The organism is Microcoleus sp. AT8-A3 (assembly GCF_036705675.1).
Taxonomy (GTDB): domain Bacteria; phylum Cyanobacteriota; class Cyanobacteriia; order Cyanobacteriales; family Microcoleaceae; genus Microcoleus.
Map to the genome: position 1 here is coordinate 114,667 of NZ_JAUBVD010000014.1, position 26,508 is coordinate 141,174.

24 protein-coding genes and 1 pseudogene are annotated in these 26,508 nt (G+C 45.5%); 12 read left to right on the top strand and 13 right to left on the bottom strand.

Going from position 1 to position 26,508, the window contains the following annotated elements; all coding sequences use genetic code 11:
- The first annotated feature begins 1,115 nt into the window (after nucleotides 1-1,115).
- Both QUB51_RS11220 and QUB51_RS11225 read left to right on the top strand, forming a co-directional pair.
- A complete protein-coding gene (locus QUB51_RS11220) occupies nucleotides 1,116-2,582 on the top strand; it encodes a DEAD/DEAH box helicase (RefSeq protein ID WP_333052713.1) in 1,467 nt (488 codons plus the stop codon).
- 184 nt (nucleotides 2,583-2,766) lie between these two features.
- Nucleotides 2,767-2,988: a hypothetical protein gene (locus QUB51_RS11225; protein WP_333210490.1), complete on the top strand. Its 222-nt coding sequence runs from the start codon at nucleotides 2,767-2,769 to the stop codon at nucleotides 2,986-2,988.
- A gap of 200 nt (nucleotides 2,989-3,188) precedes the next feature.
- Here the strand turns inward: QUB51_RS11225 and QUB51_RS11230 are convergent, their stop codons facing one another.
- Nucleotides 3,189-3,734, bottom strand: coding sequence for a hypothetical protein (locus QUB51_RS11230; protein WP_333233994.1), 546 nt, complete (start codon nucleotides 3,732-3,734; stop codon nucleotides 3,189-3,191).
- A gap of 411 nt (nucleotides 3,735-4,145) precedes the next feature.
- Here QUB51_RS11230 and QUB51_RS11235 point away from each other — a divergent pair, with 411 nt between their 5' ends.
- Both QUB51_RS11235 and QUB51_RS11240 read left to right on the top strand, forming a co-directional pair.
- Nucleotides 4,146-5,345, top strand: a complete 1,200-nt coding sequence (locus QUB51_RS11235; protein ID WP_333147617.1) for a Coenzyme F420 hydrogenase/dehydrogenase, beta subunit C-terminal domain — start codon at nucleotides 4,146-4,148, stop codon at nucleotides 5,343-5,345.
- 181 nt (nucleotides 5,346-5,526) lie between these two features.
- Complete coding sequence (locus tag QUB51_RS11240; protein WP_333261348.1) at nucleotides 5,527-6,339, top strand: leucine-rich repeat domain-containing protein; 813 nt, start codon at nucleotides 5,527-5,529, stop codon at nucleotides 6,337-6,339.
- A 119-nt stretch (nucleotides 6,340-6,458) separates the two neighbouring features.
- Here QUB51_RS11240 and QUB51_RS11245 read toward each other — a convergent pair whose 3' ends face one another.
- Nucleotides 6,459-6,830: a DUF2237 domain-containing protein gene (locus QUB51_RS11245; protein WP_333041417.1), complete on the bottom strand. Its 372-nt coding sequence runs from the start codon at nucleotides 6,828-6,830 to the stop codon at nucleotides 6,459-6,461.
- 49 nt (nucleotides 6,831-6,879) lie between these two features.
- Nucleotides 6,880-7,341, bottom strand: coding sequence for a GNAT family N-acetyltransferase (locus tag QUB51_RS11250; RefSeq protein WP_333210498.1), 462 nt, complete (start codon nucleotides 7,339-7,341; stop codon nucleotides 6,880-6,882).
- 320 nt (nucleotides 7,342-7,661) lie between these two features.
- On the opposite strand from QUB51_RS11250, the gene QUB51_RS11255 reads away from it, so the two are divergent.
- From QUB51_RS11255 to QUB51_RS11280, 6 genes are read left to right on the top strand one after another with little or no spacing between them, the layout of a single operon-like run.
- A complete protein-coding gene (locus QUB51_RS11255; RefSeq protein ID WP_333210500.1) occupies nucleotides 7,662-8,243 on the top strand; it encodes a TetR/AcrR family transcriptional regulator in 582 nt (193 codons plus the stop codon).
- A 9-nt stretch (nucleotides 8,244-8,252) separates the two neighbouring features.
- Nucleotides 8,253-9,758, top strand: a complete 1,506-nt coding sequence (locus tag QUB51_RS11260) for an HlyD family efflux transporter periplasmic adaptor subunit (protein ID WP_333261351.1) — start codon at nucleotides 8,253-8,255, stop codon at nucleotides 9,756-9,758.
- A 34-nt stretch (nucleotides 9,759-9,792) separates the two neighbouring features.
- Nucleotides 9,793-10,425, top strand: a complete 633-nt coding sequence (locus QUB51_RS11265; protein ID WP_333233988.1) for a Vat family streptogramin A O-acetyltransferase — start codon at nucleotides 9,793-9,795, stop codon at nucleotides 10,423-10,425.
- Between the two features lie 46 nt (nucleotides 10,426-10,471).
- Complete coding sequence (locus QUB51_RS11270; protein ID WP_333233987.1) at nucleotides 10,472-10,804, top strand: DUF2834 domain-containing protein; 333 nt, start codon at nucleotides 10,472-10,474, stop codon at nucleotides 10,802-10,804.
- Between the two features lie 34 nt (nucleotides 10,805-10,838).
- Entirely contained in the window at nucleotides 10,839-11,993 is a 1,155-nt protein-coding gene (gene devC / locus QUB51_RS11275; protein WP_333233986.1) for an ABC transporter permease DevC, read from the top strand.
- Between the two features lie 58 nt (nucleotides 11,994-12,051).
- Nucleotides 12,052-12,786 (top strand): DevA family ABC transporter ATP-binding protein, encoded by a 735-nt coding sequence (locus tag QUB51_RS11280; protein ID WP_333233985.1) that lies wholly within the window; start codon nucleotides 12,052-12,054, stop codon nucleotides 12,784-12,786.
- Nucleotides 12,787-12,820: 34 nt separating this feature from the next.
- Here QUB51_RS11280 and QUB51_RS11285 read toward each other — a convergent pair whose 3' ends face one another.
- Nucleotides 12,821-14,053 carry a methionine gamma-lyase family protein gene (locus QUB51_RS11285; RefSeq protein WP_333261354.1) on the bottom strand — a complete coding sequence of 411 codons (1,233 nt, stop codon included), beginning with the start codon at nucleotides 14,051-14,053 and terminating at the stop codon, nucleotides 12,821-12,823.
- 80 nt (nucleotides 14,054-14,133) lie between these two features.
- On the opposite strand from QUB51_RS11285, the gene QUB51_RS11290 reads away from it, so the two are divergent.
- Nucleotides 14,134-14,946: an acyl-CoA desaturase gene (locus tag QUB51_RS11290; protein WP_333052723.1), complete on the top strand. Its 813-nt coding sequence runs from the start codon at nucleotides 14,134-14,136 to the stop codon at nucleotides 14,944-14,946.
- Nucleotides 14,947-15,431: 485 nt separating this feature from the next.
- The gene (locus QUB51_RS11295; protein WP_333052724.1) at nucleotides 15,432-16,250 is read left to right on the top strand and encodes a fatty acid desaturase; all 819 of its coding nucleotides are present in this window, start codon (nucleotides 15,432-15,434) and stop codon (nucleotides 16,248-16,250) included.
- Between the two features lie 114 nt (nucleotides 16,251-16,364).
- Here QUB51_RS11295 and QUB51_RS11300 read toward each other — a convergent pair whose 3' ends face one another.
- From QUB51_RS11300 to QUB51_RS11340, 9 genes and pseudogenes are all read right to left on the bottom strand, one after another.
- On the bottom strand, nucleotides 16,365-17,210 hold the full coding sequence (locus QUB51_RS11300) for an ABC transporter permease (RefSeq protein WP_333210517.1): 846 nt from the start codon (nucleotides 17,208-17,210) through the stop codon (nucleotides 16,365-16,367).
- Between the two features lie 137 nt (nucleotides 17,211-17,347).
- Entirely contained in the window at nucleotides 17,348-18,259 is a 912-nt protein-coding gene (locus QUB51_RS11305) for an ABC transporter permease (protein ID WP_333261358.1), read from the bottom strand.
- A 243-nt stretch (nucleotides 18,260-18,502) separates the two neighbouring features.
- The gene (locus QUB51_RS11310; protein ID WP_333261361.1) at nucleotides 18,503-19,633 is read right to left on the bottom strand and encodes an extracellular solute-binding protein; all 1,131 of its coding nucleotides are present in this window, start codon (nucleotides 19,631-19,633) and stop codon (nucleotides 18,503-18,505) included.
- A gap of 95 nt (nucleotides 19,634-19,728) precedes the next feature.
- Nucleotides 19,729-20,859, bottom strand: coding sequence for an ABC transporter ATP-binding protein (locus QUB51_RS11315; RefSeq protein ID WP_333261365.1), 1,131 nt, complete (start codon nucleotides 20,857-20,859; stop codon nucleotides 19,729-19,731).
- A gap of 414 nt (nucleotides 20,860-21,273) precedes the next feature.
- Complete coding sequence (locus QUB51_RS11320) at nucleotides 21,274-22,005, bottom strand: DUF4340 domain-containing protein (RefSeq protein ID WP_333052729.1); 732 nt, start codon at nucleotides 22,003-22,005, stop codon at nucleotides 21,274-21,276.
- 40 nt (nucleotides 22,006-22,045) lie between these two features.
- Entirely contained in the window at nucleotides 22,046-24,076 is a 2,031-nt protein-coding gene (locus tag QUB51_RS11325) for a Gldg family protein (protein ID WP_333052730.1), read from the bottom strand.
- Between the two features lie 44 nt (nucleotides 24,077-24,120).
- Complete coding sequence (locus QUB51_RS11330) at nucleotides 24,121-25,023, bottom strand: Rpn family recombination-promoting nuclease/putative transposase (protein ID WP_333052731.1); 903 nt, start codon at nucleotides 25,021-25,023, stop codon at nucleotides 24,121-24,123.
- A 114-nt stretch (nucleotides 25,024-25,137) separates the two neighbouring features.
- Nucleotides 25,138-25,938: an ABC transporter permease gene (locus QUB51_RS11335; RefSeq protein ID WP_333052732.1), complete on the bottom strand. Its 801-nt coding sequence runs from the start codon at nucleotides 25,936-25,938 to the stop codon at nucleotides 25,138-25,140.
- Between the two features lie 40 nt (nucleotides 25,939-25,978).
- Nucleotides 25,979-26,508 (bottom strand): annotated as a pseudogene (locus QUB51_RS11340) (ATP-binding cassette domain-containing protein); the annotation flags it as partial.

The following is a 26,508-nucleotide window of genomic DNA, read 5'->3' on the forward strand; positions in this document are numbered from 1 at the left end:
AAATGGTGGGATCGACCCTCATGAGTTGACGTGGCACTGTATCCGGTGCTGGGCGGGGTCAAGTCGATTTTAGATTTTAGATTTTAGATTTTAGATTGACTGCACAGACTGATCTGGGAGCTCGATCTTTTGTCTAAAATGGTGGGATCGACCCTCATGAGTTGACGTGGGACTGTATCCGCTGCTGGGCGAGGTCAAGTGTAAGTGTTGCTGGAACTGTCGCCTGAGACGGTGAGGCGAACAAAAACCAGACACCAGCCAAAAATGATTAGCGGATTGTGCAGCAAAAGTAACGGTTTGTACAATATTGTGCAAAGATAGGTATCAAAGGGTTCTAAACTTTTTTAGCCCCTATCTGGCAATCGACCCTCCCCCTAGGGGTGCGGTAATCTCTACAGAACGATCGGAGAATTTTAACGAATTTAATGTTTTGTTTCTGAATGTAAAGAGTTATGATGATAACAAGCCAGAAATAAGCGGGGATAATTTGAGATTGCTTCGCCGTCCGCCTTACACCACAACGGTATCCCGAAAGAGTGTTGAGATGGATAGGCGGTAACGGTAGCCCAAAAAGGAATACAAGCCTCCGGCTTAAGTCGTGGAGAGATAAAAATTTTAGAAGAAAGTTAAAGCTCCCTGATTCATCTGTGGAGTCAATCTAAAATCTAAAATCTAAAATCTAAAATCGACTGACGGTCGCCCCATCCCCTGCTCAATCCCGCAGGCGACGGATTGCGGGATAGCGCCTGAACCAAACAACCTGTTACTACTACTATGTAGTGAAGTGGGGCTGGTCATGATCCTCACTATAAAATGCCTAAGAGGGAAAGCTTGCAAGTACCTCAAAGGAAGTCCAATGTCCTGTTTTAAGAATGTTGGAAGCCTATAACCCGACCCCTGGCGGTTGGTATCGGTGATGTCACAAAATCAAAGACGGCTGTCGAATTGGTAAATTTAGTCACCATCGACGGAGCTGCCCTATACTCGATTGCTATTTAAGAAGGTGCGCGCAGGCGCAGCACCATAAAGAACTCTTATGAGTTCCTGCCGCCGAGCAGAAATCCGCATCCGAGTTGGGCAACTTAGAAGGCTAAGACTCGTTATTAGGAGCATTAATGAATTTATTGTTTGAAGGCTTAGGTCTTTCGGAAGAACTCGTTCTCCATCTGGAAACACTAGGCTTTACAGAACCTACTCCCATCCAAGTACAAGCAATTCCGCACCTGTTAGCAGGTCGCGACGTTGTGGGTCAAGCCCAAACAGGGACAGGCAAAACGGCAGCATTCTCGTTGCCCATCTTGGAGCGGATTGATTTAGATGTGACTGCGGTGCAAGCACTGGTGCTGACGCCGACTCGCGAATTGGCGATGCAAGTAACTGAAGCCATCCGTGATTTGAGCGGCATCAGCAGCGACGGCCCGGTAAAAGTGGGTCGCTCTCTGCAAGTTCTGACAGTGTACGGCGGTCAATCGATCGATCGTCAAATGCAGCGTTTGAAGCGCGGCGTGCACGTCGTTGTCGGTACACCCGGACGCATATTGGATATGCTCAGCCGCGGCAGCCTGAAACTAGACAAGGTACAATGGCTGGTTTTGGATGAAGCTGACGAAATGCTGAGCATGGGCTTTATCCAAGATGTGGAAAAAATCTTGGATGCTGCACCAAAAGAACGTCAAACGGCATTTTTCTCGGCGACGATGGAACCTTCCATTCGGAAATTGGTGGCGCGGCATTTGCGTAACCCAGTCAACGTCACCGTAGAACAGCCAAAAGCAACGCCAAAGCGCATCAGCCAAGGTGTGTACATGATTCCCCGCGGCTGGTCGAAGGCAAGAGCCCTACAGCCAATCCTAGAAATGGAAGACCCGGAATCTGCACTGATTTTTGTGCGGACTCGGCAGTCGGCAGCAGAACTCACCAGCCAACTGCAAGCAGCAGGTCACAGCGTTGATGAGTATCACGGTAATTTGAATCAGGCACAACGGGAACGTTTGTTGCATCGGTTCCGCCAATGTCAGGTGCGCTGGGTAGTGGCGACTGATATTGCGGCGCGGGGTTTGGACGTGGATCACTTGACTCACGTGATTAACTACGATTTGCCCGACAGTGTGGAAAGCTACGTTCACCGGATCGGACGCACGGGCCGGGCTGGTCGCGAAGGAACGGCGATTACGCTGATTCAACCGGTCGATCGCCGCAAACTGCGTTTGATTGAACGCCACGTGCGATCGAGCTTGACAGTGCGAAACATTCCGACACGGGCGCAAATTGAAGCACGTCAGTTGGAAAAGATGCAGGGTAAAGTTCGCGAAGCTTTGGCTGGCGAACGGATGGCATCTTTCTTGCCTCTGGTGTCTCAGTTATCCGAGGAGTACGACTCCCACGCGATCGCCGCTGCTGCTTTGCAAATGGCTTTCGATCAAAGCCGTCCTGCTTGGATGGGCGCTGATTACGCTCAACAAGAAGATCCCCCGATTGGTGGAGAAAACAGCGTCAAGCCTATCTTGATCAAAAAGCGGGCTAAGACTGGTGAGACGACTTTTTCTGGAGCACCGAGTGCTCCTGTTCCCCAGAACCGCTAATTGGTAGGGTGCACTCGGTGCACCTTATTTAGAATTATTGTAGAGGTGCGATCGATCGCACCTCTACTTTTTTTATGGGTAATATCAAATCCGTTGAGATCGGAATTATTCATCTCTCTCTTCTCTTCCTCTGTGCCCTCTGCGCTCTCTGCGGTTTAATTATTCCAAAACAACATAAGTCAATATGCAAGTTAGCGATCGGACAATTTCTGTAACTAATTCTACACTGAGAACGTTAATTGATGAATTGGGTACGGAGTGTCAAAATGTGATTGCTTTAATCTATCAGCTTCAGTTACCTGATTTGAGCGATCGACAAAAAGCTGAAATTATAGCAGAGTTCCTTCCTCTCTGCAATCCATCTGAACGTGCACTGCGGAGAGGATTTTCAGACACTAATTGCTGAGGAAATGACAAAATTGTCGGATGAGGATGAAGAGGATTAAGGAGACGCGGGCGATTCCCTACGGGATAGCTACGCACGCGCGTACATGAGGAAAAAGCCCTCCTGTCAACTCACCGAAGAGCTAAAAATCCTCATAAATAAGGAATAAAGTCCTTACTACAAACTTGTGAACCGGGACTTTTGCACTGTTATTTAATATTTCAGTTTAGCTGTGTGCTCACAATAATTTTTTGCACGCGATCGCCCTTAATTTCCACAATCAAATTAGAAGCCTTTTGGTCATTGCTGTAAGTCAAGCGAGTCACTCCACTTTTAACAGATTGCGACCCGTAACCGTAAGTTTTAACGACTTTTTGGCTGTTATCTCCTAGCTTCACACCATCCATTGTCAGAAACTTGGGATTGGTAGTAGAAACTAAATAAACTTTGCCCTCCCATGCTGCTACCGTCAATCCTGAGTAAGTTAGCGTGCGAATCTTGCCACCGATGCCAGGCCCAGCAGGTTTAGTTTCGTCGCGCTGCGGTTTTCCCAACTTACGTTTTGCCTCTTCTACAGCCATCCCCAACCGAACGCCGCCAATCCCCAGGCGCGAATAGTTCAGCGCCGCCGGCTTTTGTGTCGCGCTGAGCATTCTTTCTAGAGTCACAACAGTTTGATTCATAGCGGGAACAGGACGAACTAAAGCAGCAAATCCTAAGCTCGAAATTGCGAGATTCATCATGATGCCAGCGACGGCTGTTGTCACAAACATTTTTACCATTTTTTTATAGCTTTATTTGGCAATGTATTCGCGCGATCGCCCCCTCGATCCGGATTGATACTAATAGGACTTACACAAAGACTCCTCGACGCACTGCGATGATCTGAAACCGAATTTTTTTACCCAAACTACACAAAGAAACCCGGTTTTTACCCTAAATCTTAGGTTTAACAGTGAGGTGTTCAGGAAGAAACCGGGTTTCTAGCGCCAGCTAGGTAAGTCCTGACTAATATTTTTTAAGTTTTGAAAACCGCCAATTTCGGGCGAACCGAATTTGCTCCCGCACAACCTTGCGTCCGCCTGCGGGGAATGAAAGAAAGAATAAAGGAGGTAAATCAAGGGAAATTGCTGTGATATCCTAACAAAAGCCATATCTGCATAAAATAAGTAATTTAGATGACCGCAACAGATTCTACTAAACACCAAAAATCCAAAGCCCTCAAACCGGGTAGCCGCCGCCCCGCTAAAGAACTGTGCAGCGAGTGCGGTTTGTGCGATACATATTACATCCATTATGTCAAGGAATCTTGTGCTTTCTTAACACAGCATATTGCAGAATTAGAAGCAGAGATTCACGGGCGATCGCGCAATCTCGACAATCCCGACGATTGGTATTTCGGAGTCAGTCAAAACATGATGGCGGCTCGTAAAAAAGAACCAATTGAGGGTGCTCAATGGACGGGAATCGTCAGCACAATTGCCATTGAAATGCTCGAAAAAGGAATTGTAGAAGGCGTTGTTTGCGTCCAAAATACAAAAGAAGACCGCTTTCAACCGATGCCGATAATTGCTAGAAATCGCGAAGAAATTCTGGCAGCAAAAGTCAACAAACCAACACTCTCTCCCAATCTTTCAGTATTAGAACAAATCGAAAAATCGGGGATGAAGCGGCTGTTAGTAATTGGTGTCGGCTGTCAAATTCAAGCCTTGCGAACAGTCGAGAAAAAACTCGGTTTAGAAAAGCTCTACGTTTTGGGAACTCCCTGCGTTGATAATGTCAGCCGTGCAGGCTTGCAGAAATTCCTAGACACGACTAGCCGTTCTCCTGAAACGGTGGTTTCTTACGAGTTTATGCAAGACTTTAACGTTCACTTCAAACACGAAGATGGTTCGGAAGAAAAAGTGCCGTTTTTTGGCTTGAATACTAAGGAATTGAAAGATGTTTTTGCTCCTTCTTGTTTGAGCTGTTTTGATTATGTGAATTCTTTAGCAGATTTAGTTGTCGGCTACATGGGCGCACCTTTTGGCTGGCAGTGGATTGTGGTGCGAAATGACACCGGGCAAGAGATGTTAGATTTGGTAACGGATCAGTTAAATACTCAGCCGGTGATGTCTAAGGGAAACCGAAAAGAAGCGGTTCAGCAAAGCATTCCGGCTTATGAAAAAGGAGTGACTTTGCCGATGTGGGCGGCGAAGTTAATGGGCGTGTTTATTGAGAGAATTGGGCCGAAGGGTTTGGAATATGCCCGTTTTTCGATTGATTCTCATTTCACTCGCAATTATCTGTACGTGAAGCGGAATTATCCTGAGAAATTAGAGGCTCATGTGCCGGAATATGCTAAGCGGATTGTGGGACAGTATAAGTTGCCTGAGTGAGGTGATTCGGAGAGTTTTTAAGAGGTATTTTGCAGGGACATGATATTGCCCTCTTTCCTTCAGTCCGGCAGGGGTTGAAACCTCTGCCTCAAAGCTTAAGTCCTTTGAAAAGGACTGAATCAATTCTTGGTTGTGTTTGTGGTGCAAGATGGCTTTAACTTTCAATTAGATATATAAGATTATGACACTTATAGTGGCACAGAAATATATCAATTTACCAAGGTCGATCGCACTTACTGGTTGTGGGCTTCTAGCATTATCTGGAAATGGAGTGTCGGCGAAGGCTGCAGAAACGCGATCGGGAAACAAAACATTTGCTGAATGGTGTCGCGAAAAAGATTCTTTGACTCCAGAAGCTAAACATACTGTTGAGATGCTGTTGAAGGAAGCAGGGACTAGAGAGTGCGATGTGGCTAATCAGAAACTTTCGAGTTTCACCGCACTCTTCCTCATTGACGCTCAAATCAGCGACATCAAACCTTTAGAATCTTTGACTAACCTGATTACACTCCATATTAGTAACAATCAAATCAGTGACATCAAACCGCTAGCATCTTTGCCTAACCTGATTACACTCTCCGTCGGCAACAATCAAATCAGCGACATCAAACCGCTAGCATCCTTGACTAACCTGACTACTCTGCAACTCAACAACAATCAAATCAGCGACATCAAACCGCTGGCATCTTGGACTAACCTGACTTGGTTAGACATCAGCAACAATCAAATTATTGACATCAAACCGCTAGCATCCTTGACTAAACTGACTTGGTTAGACCTCAACAATAATAAAATCAGCGACATCAAACCATTGCTATCTTTGACTAAACTGGCTGCGATCAATCTCGAAAACAATCAAATCAATGACATCAAACCATTGCAATCCTTAACTAACCTGACTTGGTTACAACTCAGCGGAAATCCGATCGCCCCCAAAACTTGCCCTCTCAAACCAGAGTCTATCTGTAAGTGGGAACCAGAAGCTCAACCATAAAACTTTACAGTGACTTTCGATCGCACTTAAATATTTCGGTTACGAAGGATAAATTTGCAATTCATCAGAAAAACCCGATCGCCCTTATTGACTAAAAGCGATCGCACACCAACATCCTCCTACAAATCAGCAGCGTGCTGCTTCAATTCATCCAAAGAAACGTATTCCAAAGTCAAGGCGTGAGTCGCAGCCAAAACCACAGGCGGCGCAACTCCTGCATCCATTGCTTCCTTCCACCGAGAAGCGCACAAACACCAGCAATCCCCAGGCTTCAAACCGGGAAAGTTAAATTCGGGAACCGGAGTGCTCAAATCATTTCCATTCGATTTAGTGAATTGCAAAAACTCTTCTGTCAGTTGAGCACAAACAGTGTGAGCCCCAAAGTCGCCACCACCTGTATTGCATTTGCCGTCCCGATAATATCCTGTCATTGGCGAAGTGCAGCAAGTCTCTAACTTTCCGCCCAGCACATTTGTAGCTTCCGTCACCATCGCAACTCCTGAGTAAAACTCTTCGATCTAATTTTACACAACTCGTTGTTTATATATTTTTTTCCATGACAAAGTTGATTAATTTTTGTCCTCTGCATTCTACTTCTTGTTTTCTAATCACAATAAATCCCTGGCTTTCAAAAAAAGGTCGAGCTGTAATGCTGGCTTCGGTAAATAACTTGTTAATTCCTAAGTCTTGGGCTTTTGACTCAATTTGTTTTAAAATTAGCCTGCCAACTCCTTGCCTTTGAAAATGTTGATGACAGAAAAAGCAATCGATATGGCCGCTTGCTTCTAATTCCCCAAAACCTGCAATTTTCTCACCCTCTTCTGCTACGAAAGTAAATTTACTGCTTAAACTTTTAGTCCAACTTTCGATATCGATATCGGCTGGAGCCCAAGCATCTACTTGTGCTTGTGTGTAATCGCGGATGTTTACTTCGTGTACCGTGTCGTAAAACAGTTTTACAATTTGTTGGGTATCACCGATTTCGTAGGTTCGTACTCTCATAAATTATCTCACTGCGATCGCTTCTTTAATATTAATTTGGGGTTTTTAACCCCTTCAGAACGCGGATGGATGTTGTCTTTTACCATTTTGGCTCATTTCTTGCAGGGCGATCGGCCAAAAAATTCTTCCCTAGCCCTTGACAAACTCTACTACTCTGTGTTCTATTAAATATAACGACTGTTCGATATATATCAATCCTGCCCGCTGACCCAAAAAATCAATTTTGTAGTGATTGATACTATATCGCACGTTCGATATAGAATTATCAGACCAATAAATTTTAGACTTTAGATAATCTAAAATCTAAAATCTATTCACCCATGCCAAAAATAGTTGACCGCGATCGATACCGTAAAGAACTACTAAACAAATGCTTTGACATATTTGCCGAAAAAGGTTACTCATCAGTAACTATGCGGGAAATTGGGTCAGAAATCGGAGTTTCTACAGGAACCCTTTATCACTACTTCCCGAGTAAAGAAAGTTTGTTCGAGCAGTTAATTGAATACTTGAGCTATGAAGATACAAAAGAAGAAGCAATTGCCGAACTGGGAAATCCGCCAACTTTAGCCGAAAAAGTTGAAAAACTGATGGATTACTTCAGCAAAAATGAAGATTACATCCTGAAAAGTCTGTTAATGACATTTGAGTTTTGCCAACAAAAAACTCGTCAAGAGATTGACAGCAATCAAGCACTTCAGGAATCGGGAAAGCGTTACGAAGAGGCAGTCAGTTGCTACTTAGGTATCTCCGATCCAGCAATCGCTAGATTTATCATCTGTTATGGTGACGGTTTGCTGGTAAGAAGGTTTTATCAAGGTGAAAGAATATCTGTTGCAGAACAATGGACTTTATTAAAAGAGATGTTGCTCGCTTATTTAGACAAAAATAGCTGCAAGTAGAGGACAAGTATGAATTTTCAATCTTGGATAGAACCTAAAAATAGATTAGTCATCGGAATGGCAATTGCTGCCAGCATCATTACCAGCGGTACAGCTTTTTACGGGATTTCTCAGTTGGCACCGTTGGCTAAAAATACTGAACCTTTGCGTGCGGAAATACCACCACCGAGGAAAATAACGGCATTAGGAAGATTGGAACCGCAAGGAGAAGTGGTTCGCTTGGGAGTATCGCAGAGTTTAGATGGCGATCGCATTTCCCAGCTTTTAGTCAAAGAGGGCGATCAAGTCAAAGCAGGGCAACTAATCGCGATTTTGGATGCGCGCGATCGGCTGCAATCTGTTTTAGATGAAACTCAAGAGAAAGTCAAAGTTGCTCGAGCCCGTTTAGCACAAGTAAAAGCTGGTGCAAAGTCGGGAGAACTTGCCGCACAATCTGCCACAATTGGCAAGCTAGAAGCGGAACTGCAAGGCAACAAAACTGCACAACAAGCAACAGTCGATCGCCTGCAAGCACAATGGCAAGGCGACAGAACCGCACAGCAAGCAACTCTCAGCCGAATCACGGCCCAGTGGCAAGGGGAGAGGAAAGCACAACAGGCAATAATTAGCCGAATAGCGGCACAATGGCAAGGAGAAAAAACTGCACAAATAGCAGCGATCGACAAATTGCAAGCCGAGTTTAATAATGCTAAAGCTGAAGATTCCCGACATCAGCAACTCGCGGGTGAAGGTGCAATTTCTCAATCCGTAAGAGATACTAAGCGGCTGGCATTAGAAACAAGTCGCCAGCAAATTAAAGAAGCACAAGCTAATCTCAGCCGAATTAATAATACGGCAAAGCAGCAACTTGAAGAAGCGCAAGCAAACCTCGATCGCATTAACAATACAGCCAAACAGCAAATTAACGAAGCAGAAGCAAACCTAACTCGCATTAACAGTACATCAATCCAGCAGCTTAAAGAAGCTCAATCAACACTCAAACGCATTCAAGAAAGTGGCATCGAACAACTAGAAGAAGCGAAATCAACTCTTGACAAAATAGCCGAAGTGCGCCCCGTGGACGTGCAAGCAGCCGAAGCTGAGATCGAAAGTGCGATCGCCCAAGTGAAGCGCGCCCAAACCGAGTTAAATCAAGCTTCCATCCGCGCGCCAAATGCTGGAAAAATCCTGAAAATTCATACTCGTGCCGGTGAAAAAATTAGCGATGACGGCATTGCAGACTTAGGAAAAACTGACCAAATGGTAGTCGTTGCGGAAATTTATCAAACCGACATCAGCAAAATTAAGCTAGGACAAAAAGCAGCGGTTATTAGCCAAGCATTCTCAGGAGAGTTGCAGGGAACTGTCAAAGAGATTGGGTTAAAAGTAAGTAAACAAAATGTGTTTAGTAACCAACCAGGAGAAAACTTGGATAGCCGAGTAGTAGAGGTAAAAATTCACCTGAATCCTGAAGATAGCAAACAAGTTGCGGGATTGACCAATTTGCAGGTACAAGTAGCAATTAAACAAAACTAAAGTCTTTACTAAAAACCTTGGAGAATTGAAAGTTATGGCAGAATTTGGCCCCGACCCGAACCGACCTTATCCGATGGCAGACCAGCGCAGGGTTTGCTTTATCAAAAACTTCATAAAATCCCCCAATATTATCGTCGGCGATTACTCATATTATGACGATCCAATCGACCCAGAAAACTTTGAGAAAAATGTACTTTACAATTACGGCAGTGACAAATTAATTATTGGTAAATTTTGTGCGATCGCCACTAACGTCAAATTCATTATGAACGGTGCAAATCACAAATTAGACGGCATTTCTACCTATCCTTTTCCCATCTTTGGGAATGGTTGGGAAACAGCCATGAATCTATTAATCGAACTGCCAAGTAAAGGCGATACTGTGATCGGCAATGACGTTTGGATCGGCTATGAATCGGTGATTATGCCGGGAGTCAAAATCGGCGACGGTGCAATCGTGGCCGCCAAAACAGTTGTAGTAAAAGATGTTCCCGCTTACACCGTTGTGGGTGGAAACCCCGCACATTCAATCAGACAGCGTTTCAGCGATACTGAAGTTGCACAACTATTAGAAATTCGGTGGTGGGATTGGGAAATTGACAAGATTTCTCGCAACATTAACTTAATTATGCAATCTGATATTAAAGCGCTCAGTAATGCTGAGTAAACTCGAAAATATAGCGATTTAAAATTAACAACCTGGAGGTTTCCCAATGCTTCAAATTGCATACTTAGTTCTCTGTATTCTGGGCACTGCTTTACCGTATTCCCAGTTTGTCCCGTTTCTCTTAGAAAAAGGGTTGAATATTAACGCTTTCTTCGGACAATTGTTTGCCAATCAAATATCCGGCTTTTTTGGTATGGATGTAATCGTCTCTGCCGTGGTTTTTTTGTTTTTTGTATTTAGCGAAGGTTCGCGTCTGAAAATGAAAAACTTGTGGATTTATATTGCCACTTTACTGGTTGGTGTTTCCCTGGGTTTGCCTTTGTTTCTCCTAATGCGGCAACGCAAACTAGAAGAAACAGCTTTAAATAACCAACAATAAATTCCCAATTCCTAATTCCCAATTCCCACAATTTATGTTTCGCAAAACACCCCTTGCATGGTTGCAAGTAACTAGAGAAAAAACCCGCCTCGCTGTTGCTATAGCAGGAATTGCCTTTGCAGATATTCTGATTTTTGTGCAACTGGGGTTTCAAGATGCACTATTTGATTCTGCCGTTAAGCCGCACCAAAGTTTACAGACAGATTTAGTTTTAATCAATCCTCAATTTGAAACTTTTGCTGCGGTAAAAGACTTCAATCGAGAGCGACTTTACCAAGCACAAGGAGTAGAAGGAGTAAAATCCGTCACTTCCTTATATATTGGTATGGGAGAGTGGCGAAATCCCACAACCAGGACTACTCGATCGATTTTAATTTTTGGAATCGACCCCGGAAACATAACATTTAATTTGCCTGATGTCAATCAAAACTTGCCTCAAATTCAAATGTTTAATCATGTGTTGTTTGACCAATCTTCTCGACCTGAATACGGCGAGATTGCCAATATTTTTCACAAAGAATCTACCCTCGAAACAGAACTCAATAAACGCAATATTCAAGTAGGAGGAGTCTTTACTCTCGGTACTTCCTTCGTGGCTGACGGCAATGTCATTGCCAGCGATTCTACATTCATGAACTTATTTCCCGATCGCACACCAGATCAAGTTGATGTCGGCTTAATCAACCTACAACCCGATGCCGATATCAAAAAAACCCAGTCAATGCTCAAAGCTATATTGCCCGATGATGTCAAAGTTTTAACCCTAGCAGAATTTGCAGAAATTGAAAAAGCTTATTGGGCAAATGCTACTCCGATCGGCTTTATTTTCGGATTCGGTACAATTATCGGATTTGTTGTTGGTCTGATTATTGTTTACCAAATTCTTTACTCGGACGTTTCCGATCACTTAGCGGAATATGCGACTTTAAAAGCAATGGGATATAGCGATCGCTATTTAGTCGGAGTCTTAATTCAGGAAGCTCTGCTATTAGCTGTATTAGGTTTTATGCCGGGAATTGTTTTAGCCAACGGACTGTATTCGCTAGCACAATCTGCCACTTTACTGCCAATTGCGATGACCACAAATCGAGCGGTTGTAGTGTTAAGTTTGACGATCGTGATGTGTACCGGTTCCGGCGCCCTCGCCCTCCGCAAACTCCAATCAGCCGACCCCGCAGACATCTTCTAATCTGCCTTCATCAGGGTCAATCTGCCTGCATCGGTCAAAAAAACTCCCAAAAATCATTATGCAAACCCTAAATTTTCCCGCTAACTCAACTACCGCAACCGAACCAGTAATTTCAGTCCAAAACCTCAACCATTACTTCGGTCAAGGCTCTCTCAAAAAACAAGCCTTATTTGACATAAATCTCGACATCAACCCCGGAGAAATAGTCATTATGACGGGGCCCTCTGGTTCCGGCAAAACAACTTTATTGACAATGTTAGGCGGGCTGCGTTCGGCTCAAGAAGGCAGTCTCAAAATTCTTGGGCAAGAAATACACGGAGCTAGCAAAACTCAGTTAACTAAACTCAGAAAGCAAATTGGCTATATTTTTCAAGCACATAACTTGATGACATTCTTGACAGCCAAGCAAAACGTGCGAATGTCTTTGGAACTGCACACAGAAATGTTAAATCAGAATATGGATGCTTTGTCAATAGCTATGTTAGAAGCAGTGGGTTTGGGAGAGCGGGCTAATTATTACCCCGAAAATTTGTCGGGAGGGCAAAAACAAAGAGTTGCGATCGCCCGCGCGTTAGTTAGCCACCCTAAAATAGTTTTAGCGGACGAACCAACCGCCGCTTTGGACAAAAAATCCGGGCGAGATGTCGTAGAAATTATGCAAAAACTAGCAAAAGAACAAGGCTGCACGATTTTGCTAGTAACGCACGATAACCGCATTCTCGATATTGCCGATCGAATTATCTACATGGAAGACGGTCGATTAGTGACAAATCTCGCCGATCGACCTCAATAGGGCGCACCATCATCAACGGAAGTGCGCCCGCGCCCTAATTAGCGGGGCCAACAGCCTCGATCGCATCCTCAAGAGCGATCGATACATGAGTCCAATGAGTCCCCCCCTGACAAAAAGCCACGTAAGGCTCCCGCAGAGGCCCGTCAGCCGAAAACTCCGACGTACTCCCATCAATAAAAGTACCCCCAGCCATCACTAACTGACTTTCATACCCGTGCATCGGAGCCGGCACCGGATCTAAATAGGAACCGACGGGGGAATTTTGCTGAACAGCCCGACAAAAAGCAATTAACTTATCAGCAGAACCGAATTCGATCGCCTGAATCACATCTCGTCTTCTAGCCAAAGGCATAGGATTCACTCGATAACCCAACTTATAAAAAACATAAGCCGTCAAATGATTGCCCTTCATCGCCTCGCCCACACAACCGGGAGCCATAAACAAACCCTGAAACAGCAACCGATTCAAATCAAAAGTTGCGCCGCCGCTGCTGCCGATTCCCGGTGCCGTCAAGCGACAAGTTGCCGCCTCCACCAAATCCGCCCTGCCGGCGACGTAACCTCCAGCAGGGACGATCGTACCCCCCGGATTTTTGATTAAAGAACCAGCCATCAGATCCGCACCCACAGCAGTAGGTTCGCAATCATCAACAAACTCCCCGTAACAATTATCAACAAAGCAAATTGTGTTAGGATTCTGATGTTTGACTATGGCGACGATTTTTTCGATCTCAGAAATAGACAAACTCGACCGCCAAGAATAGCCGCAAGAGCGCTGGATAAAAACCAGGCGAGTCTTTGCTGAAATAGTAGAGCTCAATGCCTGCCAATCCAAACTTCCTTCGCGAGTTAGAGGCAACTCACGGTAACTAATGCCAAACTCAAGCAGTGAACCTTGACCTTGCCCGCGCAAGCCGATCACTTCTTCTAAAGTATCGTAGGGAGAACCAGCCACTGCCAACATTTCGTCACCAGGACGCAGGATGCCAAAAAGAGCACAGGCGATCGCGTGAGTACCCGAAACAAACTGTACCCGGACAGCCGCAGCCTGGGCCCCTACCACTTCGGCAAACACCCCGTCCAAAGTCTCCCGACCCAAATCATCGTGGCCGTAACCCGTAACCCCTGCAAAATGGTGGACTCCAACCCGGTGGCTGCGAAAAGCTTTTAAGACTCGTTGAAGATTTTGCTTGACTGTAGTGTCAATACCAGAAAAAATCTGAAAGAGTGCCTGTTCTGCTTCCTGTAGCCGTGAAACGCTATTCATCTATACCTCGCTCACCCTTTGCGTGCGCGCTGTTCATTATGGCGTAGATGCGGCCCCTAGTTTGTAAACATAATATATTCATGACGATTGCAACTTCCAAAAAAACTTCTCCTGATTGGCCTGTCGTAGGCTTTATGGCCTTTCTGCACATCGGTGCTTTATTTGCTTTGCTGCCGGGTAATTTTAGCTGGTCTGCGGTCGGGCTAGCAGTCTTCCTGCATTGGGTAACAGGTGGTTTAGGAATTACTCTCGGATATCACCGCCTCGTCACCCACCGCAGTTTTCAAACACCCAAATGGCTAGAGTATTTTCTAGTTATTTGCGGTACCCTTTCCTGTGAAGGTGGCCCGATCGACTGGGTAGGAATGCACCGGTTACACCACATACATTCCGACACCGAAACAGATCCCCACGATTCCAATCAAGGCTTCTGGTGGAGCCACATGGGTTGGATGCTCTCGGATCTCCCGATCAGAGTGGAAATCCCCCGCTTTACTAAAGACATCGGCGACGACCCAGTATACAAGTTTCTCCAAGCATATTTTATCCCCATCCAAGTCGTCTTCGGTGTGTTGCTTTATTTATTAGGCGGCTGGTCTTTCGTGGTTTGGGGCGTGTTTCTGCGGATCGTGGTGGTGTTCCACTGCACTTGGCTGGTTAACAGCGCTACCCACAAATTCGGCTACCGCACCTACGAATCGGGCGATCGCTCGACCAACTGCTGGTGGGTGGCTCTGCTCACCTACGGCGAAGGCTGGCACAACAACCACCACGCCTTTCAATACTCGGCTCGCCACGGTCTCCAATGGTGGGAAATCGACTTCACCTGGATGACAATTCAATTGCTGCAATCGCTGGGTTTGGCAACCAAAGTGAAATTAGCAGAAAAATAGCGATCGGCAATTAGTCATTGGTTGTCGCTCATCAGTTCTGGACTAATAGCTTGTGACCAATGGCTAATCCTGTTTTTGCGATCGGTATAGGTTGGGTTGAACAGAGATCGAATCCCCTGGTGCGATCGACCCAACCCAAACCCGAATCAGTTATAATATAATTGGGAACAAAAAATTTTGTTTAGCAGCCAAAGTTTTTATTTTCAGAATATAGCAATCCTAAATCATTTGCATAATTATTGTAGGGGTAATCCCACGCCCGGTTGCCCGATAGATAGGGGGTAGGCACTCTTAGCACTACCCCTACCAATTTATCTGAATCATTTAGGATTGCTATACAACCGTAAATTTTTTTCAATCCTAATCCCAAATCTATCATTGATTCTTTATTAGTTTGGGCAAGTGTGCAGCAAAAAAGTTCACTGCTCAATCCCAACTATTATGCGTGAATCTAGCTCGGCATCTCATCAGAAATCAAAAAGAGAATGACAATTGCAACGCAAGAAAAACTCCAATACAATTGGAAGCACGTTATTAGTTTAGCAGGACTTCATATCGGCGCTTTGTTCGCACTGCTACCCAGTAACTTCAATTGGACAGCAGTTGGTTTAACAGTATTCATGCACTGGATAACCGGCGGTTTGGGAATAACTCTCGGATGGCATCGCCTGCTCACCCACCGCAGTTTTCAGACACCAAAATTCGTAGAATACTTTCTAGCATTTTGCGGAGCCCTTGCCTGTCAAGGAGGAATAATTGATTGGGTTGGGCTGCACCGATTGCACCACACCCACTCTGACCAAAATGCGCTCGACCCTCACAATGCCCAAAAGGGTTTTTGGTGGAGTCACCTCGGCTGGATGCTATATAAAGGTCCAGCTCACGCTGAAATTCCCCGCTGCACAAAAGACATTTCGAGCGACCCCTTTTACCAGTTTTTGCAAAATTACTTTCTGCCAATTCAAATCGCCTTTGGCGTGTTGCTTTACTTAGCAGCCGGCTGGCCCTTTGTAGTTTGGGTAATTTTTGTCCGCTTAGTTTTCGTTTATCACTGCACCTGGTTTGTTAACAGCGCCACTCACAAATTTGGCTATCGCACTTACGAAACAAAGGATAGTTCTACTAACTGTTGGTGGGTGGCTGTCCTGACTTACGGCGAAGGCTGGCACAACAACCACCATGCTTATCAATACTCTGCGCGTCACGGGATGGAATGGTGGGAGATTGACTTCACTTGGATGACAATTCAAGTTTTGGAAGCACTAGGTTTGGCTACTAAAGTGAAATTACCAGCAGCAAAATAGCAGCAATTCTGTCCTAGACGCAGAACCAATGTAGGGTGGGTACTTCGCACCTTACCGCTTCAGAAACCCGGTTCCTTTAAGAAACCGGGTTTTTTGGTTACTAATAACCTATGACTAATTAGCCCGTTTTTGCTCGCCCCGGCCGCGCAAATATTCCGCTAAAAACGCCAATCCTCCCGAACCTACTATCAACAGCACGCTGAGAGCATTAATATCAGGTTTCACCCCAGTCCGAATCCGGCTAAAAATTTCCATCGGCAGAGTTGTAGTCCCGCTACCTGCGGTAAAACTCGCAATCAAAAAATCGTCCATGCTGAGGACAAAAGACAGGAGACAACCCGAAACAATTCCGGGTATTAATTGAGGGAGCAAAACTTTAATAAAAGCTTCAACAGGCGTTGCACCCAAATCCAAGGCAGCCTCTTCTAAATACGGGTTTAAATCGGCCAATCTAGTAGAAACAGCTAGGGCGATGTAAGCCAGACAAAACACAACGTGAGCGGCGACAATCGTCCACAAACTCAGAGGAATCGCCAGCGCTGCTAAAAATACCAGAGTAGCAACTGCGGTAGCAATATCTGGAATAATAATCGGCAAGTAGGAGACTCCCTGATATAAACTCTTGCCTGGAAAGCGGTAGCGGGCTAAACCAACCGCCATCAAAGTGCCGAGTACCGCCGAGATTGCCACTGCACAAACAGCCACTGTTAAACTGTTTCTCAGGGCAATTAAAATCCGCGTATCGCTAAATAATTTAACGTACCAATCTAAGGTAAATCCTTCCCAGCCGGCGCTAAAACGCGATTTGTTAAAGCTGTAAAAGGTGAGTACCAGGATGGGCAGGTACATATAAAAAAACATCACAACGGCAAATATTACCTGCCAAGAAACCTTAAATTTAGGTTTTAAGTACATATCGGCTTGTATGTCCTCCTGTGTATTTTCGGGGGTATTTTCCATTTCTCGGTAATCGGTAATTGGTAATTAATTGGTAATTGGTAATTGGTAATCGGTTGTTGTCAGTTGTTATTTGTGAGTAGCTACCAATAACCAGTAACCAATAACTAATGACTAATAACTACTGACTAATGACTTCTTTAAATTGCATTACGATCGCCATATTTGAGCAAAAGGGCAATTCCGATACTCACTGCAAAGATTAATACCATACTCAGAGCCGAACCCAGACCCCAATTTTGAGTCGCCCCCAAAAATTGATTGTAAATTAAACGAGCCGCCGTCATGCTCGAAGCTCCACCGAGCAACTCTGGATCGACAAAATCGCCCAAACAGCTAATAAATACTAGCAAAGAACCCGCAGCAATTCCGGGCATCGTCTGAGGTACTGTCACTTTCCAGAAAGTTTCCACTGGGTTCGCACCCAAATCCTGAGATGCTTCTAGCAACCTGCGGTCTAACTTTTCCAAAGAAGCGTAGAGAATTGTCACGATATAAGGCAAATAACTGTAAGCCATGCCGATTAAAACTGCGGAGCTTTGATTAAGCAATTCTAGAGGAGGAATGCCTACAAGTGCCAGCAGCGAGTTGAGAACCCCCGTAGGACGCAGAATTGTAATCCAAGCATACGATCGCAACAGCGAAGAAGTCCACAGCGGCAACACAAAGCCTAACAAAGTTAAATTCCGCCACTTTTTCGAGACATTGAGGGCGATCCAGTAAGCGACGGGAAATCCCAGCAGCAAACACAGAATAGTAGTCCCCGTTGCGAAAAAGAGCGATCGACCCATCACCTGTAAATTCAGCGGCTCAAACACTCGCAGGTAATTGCCAATTCCCGAAGGAATCACCAAATCCCCCGGCTTAATATTCGGTACCAAACTAAGTTGGAAAATCACTATAGTTGGTATGACTAATAATAAAAGCAGGAACAAGCCAGAAGGGCCCAGCAACGCCAGCGGCCCGGCCCACGACGACCAAGGAGAAACAGTTTCACCCTTCGACGAAGAACTCGGAGGAAGAGGAGGGGGAGCTTGAGTTGAAACAGCCATAAATAATTGTTTTGAGTTTTGACTTTTGACTTTTGACTTTTGATTTTTGATTTGTAGGGGCGGGTTCACCAACAATAATCGCCTAAAATCGATCGTCTCCTAAACCCGCCCCCACCCCACGGTAAACCGAAAAAATCTAATGTAGGGGCGGATTTTACCATAAATCTACGGCTCAAATAAATATTTTTGTAAATCCGCCCCACAGTAAATCAAATGTATGTGAAATGTCTGGCAAAAATAAGATCAGCCGCTGGTTAATTTAGTCCAATAGCGATCGTAAACTTCTGCAAACTTGCCCACCGGAGCCACGCCTTCGCAGTTTTTCAAAGTAGCTTCAGAAGGGAAAAGAATCTCGTTTTCTCGCACTTCCGGGGTCAATAAACTAAAAGCTTCTTCCGAAGGAGTTGCATAACTGAGCCGTTCTACTACAGAAGCAGCTACATCGCCTTGCAGCATAAAATTAATCCATTGGTAAGCTGCTTCGGGATTGGGAGCTCCTTTAGGAATTACAAAAGTATCAGTCCATAGGGAAGAACCGCTTTTTGGTACGACATAGCGCAATTTATCGTTATCGGCAATTACTTCGTTGGCATCAGAAGAATAACACATTGCTACTTTCAAATCCCCAGTCAGCATTTGCGGCCGCCAAGCGTCTGTCGTAAAAGAAGCGATCGCCGGTTTTAATTCTACTAACTTTTCATAAGCTTTTTTGACTTGCTCTGGGTTCGTAGAATTGAGAGAATAGCCCAGCATTCGCAGCGCCGCGCCCATCACTTCTCGAACGTCGTTAGCCAGCGTCATTCGCCTTGTCAACTCCTGTTTGTTTTTCCACAAATAGTCCCAATCGACCGGAGCTTCTTTGAGCTGTTCGCTGTTGTAAATCAAGCCTGTGGTTCCCCAACTCAAAGGTAAGCTGTAGCGGTTTCCCGGGTCGTAAACAGGATTTTGAAACTGGTTTTTTAGCCGGTCGATCACGCTCAACAGCGAGTGATCTAGTTCAGTCAAGAGCCCCAGTTCCGTCATCTGAACCACCATGTAGTCGGACGGGTTAATGATGCTGTAGGCCCGGCCGCCGCCGGCTTGAACTCTAGCCAACATCTCCTCGTTAGAGCTAAATACGTCTGCAACGACGCGAATGCCCGTTTTTTCGGCAAAGCGATCGAGCAGAGCTTTATCGGTATAACCTTCCCAAGTGTAAATGAAAAGTTGGTCGGCCTTACCCTTGACGGGAGGGGCCGATTGTACGTCGGCCAGCCGCCAGCCGCAACTCGAAAGGGCCAAGCCGGAGATTGTCGCCGCCGAATTTTTGAGGAACTGACGGCGTGTAGAATTAGCCCTGGAAAACCTGGAAATTGGTAGATTAGTCGGAGGCACAGATTCAAAGATTGGTAATTTGTTATTGGTTATCTGTTATTGGAATTAACAACTGACAACTAACAACTGACAACTAATAACTGACAACTGACTAATTATCCCCGATCGCCCAAAGCGAGACAATCAGTAGTCCCCCAGTAAGCATAAATCGGCGTGTGCGGGTCTGGGAAAGAGCCGCCTGTATTTGGCTGGCGCACCGTAATTTTATCGCCTGACGACAACTCAACCACGTAATGAACGTGAGTACCCATGTACATAATATTTTGGAGCCGCCCTTCAAAACAGTTGACCGAAACTTCCGGCTGGTAGAGATTCAAATATACTTTTTCGGGTCGGACGCTAACCTTCACAGAGTCACCGATGACACCACTCCACATATCCGATTGCTGAACGATGATTTTCAGATTGGCGGATGTGCGAACTGTGATAGTCGATCGGTCGATCGATTCTACCGTACCCGCAAACAAATTCGTATCGCCAATAAAATCCGCCACAAAAGCCGTCTGCGGACACTCATAAATTTCTTCAGGAGAGCCAATTTGCTCAATCCTGCCCTCGTGCATCACCGCAATCCGGTCAGACAGACTCATCGCCTCTTCTTGGTCGTGAGTCACCATCACAAAAGTCAAACCCAATTCTTGATGCAAATTCGACAGTTCCAACTGCATCTGCTTCCGCAACTTCAAATCCAGAGCACCCAGAGGTTCGTCCAACAGCAAAACCGCCGGTCGATTTACCAGAGCTCTCGCCAAAGCCACCCGCTGCTGCTGGCCGCCCGACATTTGACCGGGAAACCTGTTGGCGAAAGATTCCATTTTCACCAATTGCAAAACTTCCCGTACCCGTTCTTCAATTTCCGCTTTCCCCAGCTTTTTGATCCGCAATCCAAAAGCGATATTGTCCCAGACATTCATGTGTCCGAACAAAGCATAGCTTTGAAACACAGTATTTACCGGACGGCGGTAAGCTGGAGTGTTGGTCATCGACTGGCCGCGAATCATCAATTCGCCCGCCGAGGGAGTCTCGAACCCAGCGATTAAGCGCAGTGTCGTAGTCTTGCCGCAGCCACTGGGCCCGAGGATGCTAAAAAATTCTCCTTGGCGGATGTTGAGGTCAACTCCGCGGACTGCGGTTTCGCCGTTAAATACCTTAAAGACCTTGCGGAGTTCAACGTCAAGCGCTGTATCCGTTGCTGTCGTACCTTGGTTGAGTGCTGTCTGAAACATATTCGCCCTTTCCTGGGGGTAATGCACGCCACTTAAATACAGTTTAAGTTTAGACTTTTCTGTATTTTAGGTGAGGAATGTTGGATGTAACAGGTTTTGGGATTTGTTCTTTAAATTCTATCCCAGAGCGCACCATTGTCAGCAACAGGCGTCATTCGATTTTAGATTTTAGATTTTAGATTTTGGATTGACTTGCGCGAGATCAATTCGGGGGACGCAAGGATTTTAGATTTTAGATTTTGGATTGATTTGCGCGAGATAAATCACGTGGCGGGTACCATCAAAAAATTCTTGGTCAGAAACAGGCTTTCCGGCCTGTTCCACAAAAAAATTTACTCTTTGTGGAACAGGCCGGAAAGCCTGTTCATAAAAGGCTTATTGACAATGGTGCAACATCGAGGAGCGACCGGTCATCTATTTATTCTCAGGACTTGGCGTGGGAGAGGGTTTTTGCGGTTTCTCTGTTTTGGGTGCTTCTGCTTTTTTCCACTCTGACAAAGGTCGTTGGACGGCATTTTTAAAGTCAAAAGGCACTAGCAGCACGGGCAAATTTTGGGCGGAATTTTGAGGGGGCGCTTCCGGCGGATTGGCTTGAGCGTACAAGAAGCGGCCGCTAAAGTCTGTTTTGCCTAAAACTAGGCGGTGAGTTTCCTGGTTGTCCAGTTTTACTGTGACTGTAGCTTGGGGTTGGTCTAGACCGAATTCTGGCAGTTGAGCAGCAGTAGTATTAATCGTGCGATCGCTCTTTCCTGTTGCCAGCCTGTCTAGCAAAAAATCCACCGATGCCTGACTCGCGTGTGCTTGCACTGGCAATTTCATTTCCCAGCTAGACTTGCCTCCTTTTGTAGCATAAACTCGCTCAAAAGTCAATATTTTTTCGGGAGTTTTGACTGTAAAGAATTGTACGCGATCGGAGTTAAAAGCAAAAATTTTCTGTTGTTCTTCCTTAGCAGCTTCCTGTTTAGGAGCCACTTGCATCTCGAACAAAGCAACCAACCCAGTCATGCTAAGTGCGACGGCTATCAATACAAATGTATTTTTCTGCAATTTCATAGTAACTGGGAATTGGGCATTGGGAATTGGGCATTGGGCATCGGGAATTGGGAATTGGGCATTGGGGAGTCTGTTATTAATAACAACTGACAACTGACAACTGTCAACTGACAACTGTCAACTGTCAACTAACTTATCTTCTCTTCCACCAGATAGCGCCCCCAATTCCCAGTCCGAGTAAAGGCCAAATTAGCCAAGCTAAAACCAGCAATCCTACTTGGATAGCCGTCATGTTAATGCGACGGTTAGTAGCTTTTTTCGGACTGATAGAAAAGCTTTGCTGGTCTGGTTTACTCAACCAACTGACTGAATTGAGAAACACGTCGCTATTGAGTTGTTGGTCAAACCAACCGTTAGTCACAAATTGAGATGTGCCAATTACTACCATTCGCGATGTTTTTCTAGGAGTTGAAGGCGCAGAAGGAGTTGCGGTTGGACTGGGAGATGCTGTGGGAGATGCTGTGGGAGATGCTGCTGGTGTTGGCGAAGTCGTCGGTAATGCTGGAGGCGTTGCTTCTTGCGAGACAATCACCGAATAGCTGATTGGGGAAGCTGTTGGCGAAGTTGTCGGCGATGGTGAATCTGTCGGCGATGGGGAATCTGTCGGCGATGGGGAAATTGTCGGTGAGGGTGAATCTATCGGTGAGGGTGAATCTGTCGGCGATGGTGAATCTATCGGCGATGGTAAATCTGTCGGCGATGGTGAATCTGTCGGCGATGGGGAAATTGTCGGTGAGGGTGAATCTATCGGTGAGGGTGAATCTGTCGGCGATGGGGAAATTGTCGGTGAGGGTGAATCTATCGGCGATGGGGAATCTGTCGGTGATGCTTGGGGTGAAGGCGAGGGTGAAGTAGGTGTTGGTGAAGGTGAGGGCTTTGAGGGAGTGCTGTCAGTGGTCGATCGAACTAAAGCTACACCTAATAATAGCGGGCCTTGTTTATCGGTCTTCTGATCGAACTCCAATTTCTTAGTCGTTAAATCGCTTTCCGCCCAACTTTCCTGACTCGTCCAAATCAGCGGTTTTGCCTCTATCCCTTCTACTGGCGAGTTTTCCAAAGCACGCGCAAACGGATAAAATGAAATGCCGTTGCCAAAACTTTGAGTAATCGGATGTTCGCCGTAGCGCCTGACTGTGGGAACCGTGGGGCCCAGCCCAAATCTTTGACCAGTGCCCGAAGCATCGATGGCCAAACGGGCGTCTAGTTTTACGCCCCATTCTTCCAGCAATTTGCCCAATCCCGTATCAATTGCCGGGTCTACCATTAACAATAAACTGCCGCCGCGATCGAGATAAGCTCTTAGTGCTTTAATTTCTGTATCGGAAAACGGTTTGTCCTGGCCGGGAACGATTAAAGCATCTGCATCTTCTGGCACTTCTTTGCGTTCGGTCAAATTCAGGGTTTGGACGTTGTAGTATTTATCTTTCAAAGCTTTTTCAGCTTGCTGAATTCCGCCTTGACCTTCCTGTAGCGGGCGGGCTCCTTTGCCTTGCAAAAAGTAAACTCTAGCAACGCGAGTGCTCAGGATTTCTTCTAAGCCATTGGTAAGTTTTATCTCTGAAAGACCTTGATTTGGGTCGCTACCAAAAGCGGTGCCACCTTTTTGCAGTACCTGTTTTCTGTCGCCGGATTGCAGGTAAACTTCTCCGATGCTAGTAATACTAAATTCCCGCGCTTTTCCAGGTTGGGTCTGCGGGTCAACAAACTCGAATTGGAACTTTTCGCCTCCCTCGCGTTTGTAGCTTTGCAGCAATTCTTTAATTTGGGGATTTTGGATGGGGTCAAATACCCAAACTTTGACTGTTTGTTGCAGGTTTCGCAGTATTTGTTGAGTCTGCGGCGCAAGGGTAAATTGTTGGCTTTCGGTTAAGTCGATGCGGACGGGATAGCGAACGGCTATGAAGTTAATTACTCCGAGTATCACAAAGACGGCGAGGGTAGCAATCAGGGCGTTGGTGCTGGCTTGGGTGGAACGCTGCCCCCAAAAGCTTTGTTCGTAACTCAAATATAGCAGCCAAAGGGCGATCGTCACTGCTCCGGCAATAACTAAACCGACTGTCAGCGGGTCCCATACTCCAGATACAAGTGCTGCTGTTACACCCGCTGCGATGAGGAGGGGGCCCAGCAAAAAAACGTATTTCCAATTTGTTTTCCTAATTTTCATAATGTAAATATTGAGTGACAAAATTATGGTTGAAGGATGTTATTCTATATCGCATTAGCCTGCAACCATGCTGTTAAATCGGATGGCTTGTTGAAATCGATCACGGCATCTCCTAGTTCTTCTAATTCCTGTATACCTAATTGACGGATGCTGTTTTCAGTTTCCGGTTGTATTGTGCCTAATCGCTTCACTAGCTGACGCAATATTAACGAGAGTTGAGCGGCTTTTGTCACCTGTTCTCTTGCTACATCTATGGCAATCTGCTGGTCTTGAATCCACAGTTCTTGCTTCTGCAATTCATTTAATTCTTCCTGAGTGAAGTTTGCCTCGCTGGCAATTCTAAAAGCTTTCTGAATTTCGGGAACTGCACTGAGTGTTTCTGGTACTGTCTCCAGAGTGCTGGTCTTTTCGAGAAAGTAAATCCATTGATCTGCCGTTGTTTCTAATTCTGCTAATTCCTTGCTAAATTTTGGCAGTTCGATAAATACTAATTCTATTTGAGTATCTGGACACTCAAACTGTTGCTCTTTTTCTTTGAAAACAAACCGTGACATAAATTCCGGCTGATTTTCAAACATTTCAAAGTCGGCAATTTTTAAGGAAATTACTGTTTTTAGTCTTTCGTAGCGCTCTTTTCCTGTTAATTGTTGGCTGTAGCTTTTGGCAGCGTTGTACAAAACTCTGTTCCCAAAGGAAGGCACGTTGATCAGTTGAATTTCAACTAGGGCGATTCTGCCGCCGTTAATTGTGGCTTTGACATCTAGGTGTGTGTCTTGGGTTGCGAGAGTTTGAGGTTCTGGTTGGGATTCGATTATTTCTAAGTCTTCGATGACCGGCTGTGCTTCATAAAGGATGGCGTTTAAAAAATTAATCAGGATGTCTTTGCTGTCGCTGGAACCGAATATTTTTTTGAACGCAAAGTCGATTTTGGGATTGATAAATCTCATTGTTTGAGGTATTTTGTAGAATGATTAACAGGGAAAAATAACCTTCCCTTTGCTCTTTACTTCTCTTTACTTTGGCAAAAATAACCTTCTCTGTCTCTGCCTTGTCTAGTGTTTTTAAGAACGCTGATATCGCAAGGCATCGATGGATTGGGCGGTCAGAAATACTCCTAAAATGATGTAACTGGCAAACATAATTAAACTGCTGGTATCGAAAACTCCCTTGACAAGATTGGTGTAATTTGTTAGGAGCGACAAATGTCCTAATGCTGTTCCGAAGGGGCCACCGATACTGACGGCGACTGCATCGATCACCCAGAGAAATAATACTAGAGTGAAGGTGAGGATGGCTGATAAAATTGTGCTGTCGGTGAGGGAGGAAATAAACATTCCGAGGGACAATACTCCTGCTGCTAGTAAGATTAAGCCGCCGTGTCCTAGCAGAAGAACTCCGGGGGGTACGGGTGGGGTTGAGGAACTGAGGGCGATCGCCTCGCAGAACAGCAGGGGCAGCAACATTGTGGTATAAAATGTTAAAACTCCCAGGAGTTTGCCGGTAGCAACTGCCCAGTTTGTTAAGGGCGATGTGGCTAATAGTTCTAAGGTTCCACGTTTGCGTTCTTCTGCGTAAAGTCCCATTGAGAGTACGGGTAGTACGAACAAGGAAAGGGAACCCATGATTCGCAGGAAGAGTTGCAGGAATTCGTAGGCTACGTCGATGGGAGGTTCGGTAATTCCCATTTGGTCTCGCTGGCCGATTTGGGGAATTAACCCGTCGGGGGCGAGGAGGATGGCTATTAAAAAGTAGCCGGTGATTAGCCAAAAGACTGCTGCGATGGCATAGGCTAATGGCGATGCAAAATAGCTTTGTAGTTCTTTGCGGTAAATTGCGACAATATTACTAATCATTACTAACATTTAGGAATTGGGAATGGGTAATTGGGCATTGGTAATTGGTTCATTCTGAGTCGCCTGCGGGTGGTGTTTCACTGCTGTCGCTATCCTGTTTTTTTCTTTCTATTGGTCGCTTTTTGGTAACAGGTGGCTGTTCGGGCGGAGAATCGCTACTCGGTTGTGGCTTTTTTTTAATTGGCCGATTTTTTACAACTGGTTGGGATTCTGGTTGAGAACGTTCGATCGACTTTGGTGCATCTACAATCGGTTCAGGTTCTAGTGGAGAAAGTTCGATCGACTTTGGTGCATCTAAAATCGGTTCAGGTTCTAGTGGAGAAAGTTCGATCGACTTTGGTGCATCTACAATCGGTTCAGGTTCTAGTGGAGAAAGTTCGATCGACTTTGGTGCATCTACAATCGGTTCAGGTTCTAGTGGAGAAAGTTCGATCGACTTTGGTGCATCTACAATCGGTTCAGGTTCTAGTGGAGAAAGTTCGATCGACTTTGGTGCATCTACAATCGGTTCAGGTTCTAGTGGAGAAAGTTCGATCGACTTTGGTGCATCTACAATCGGTTCAGGTTCTAGTGGAGAAA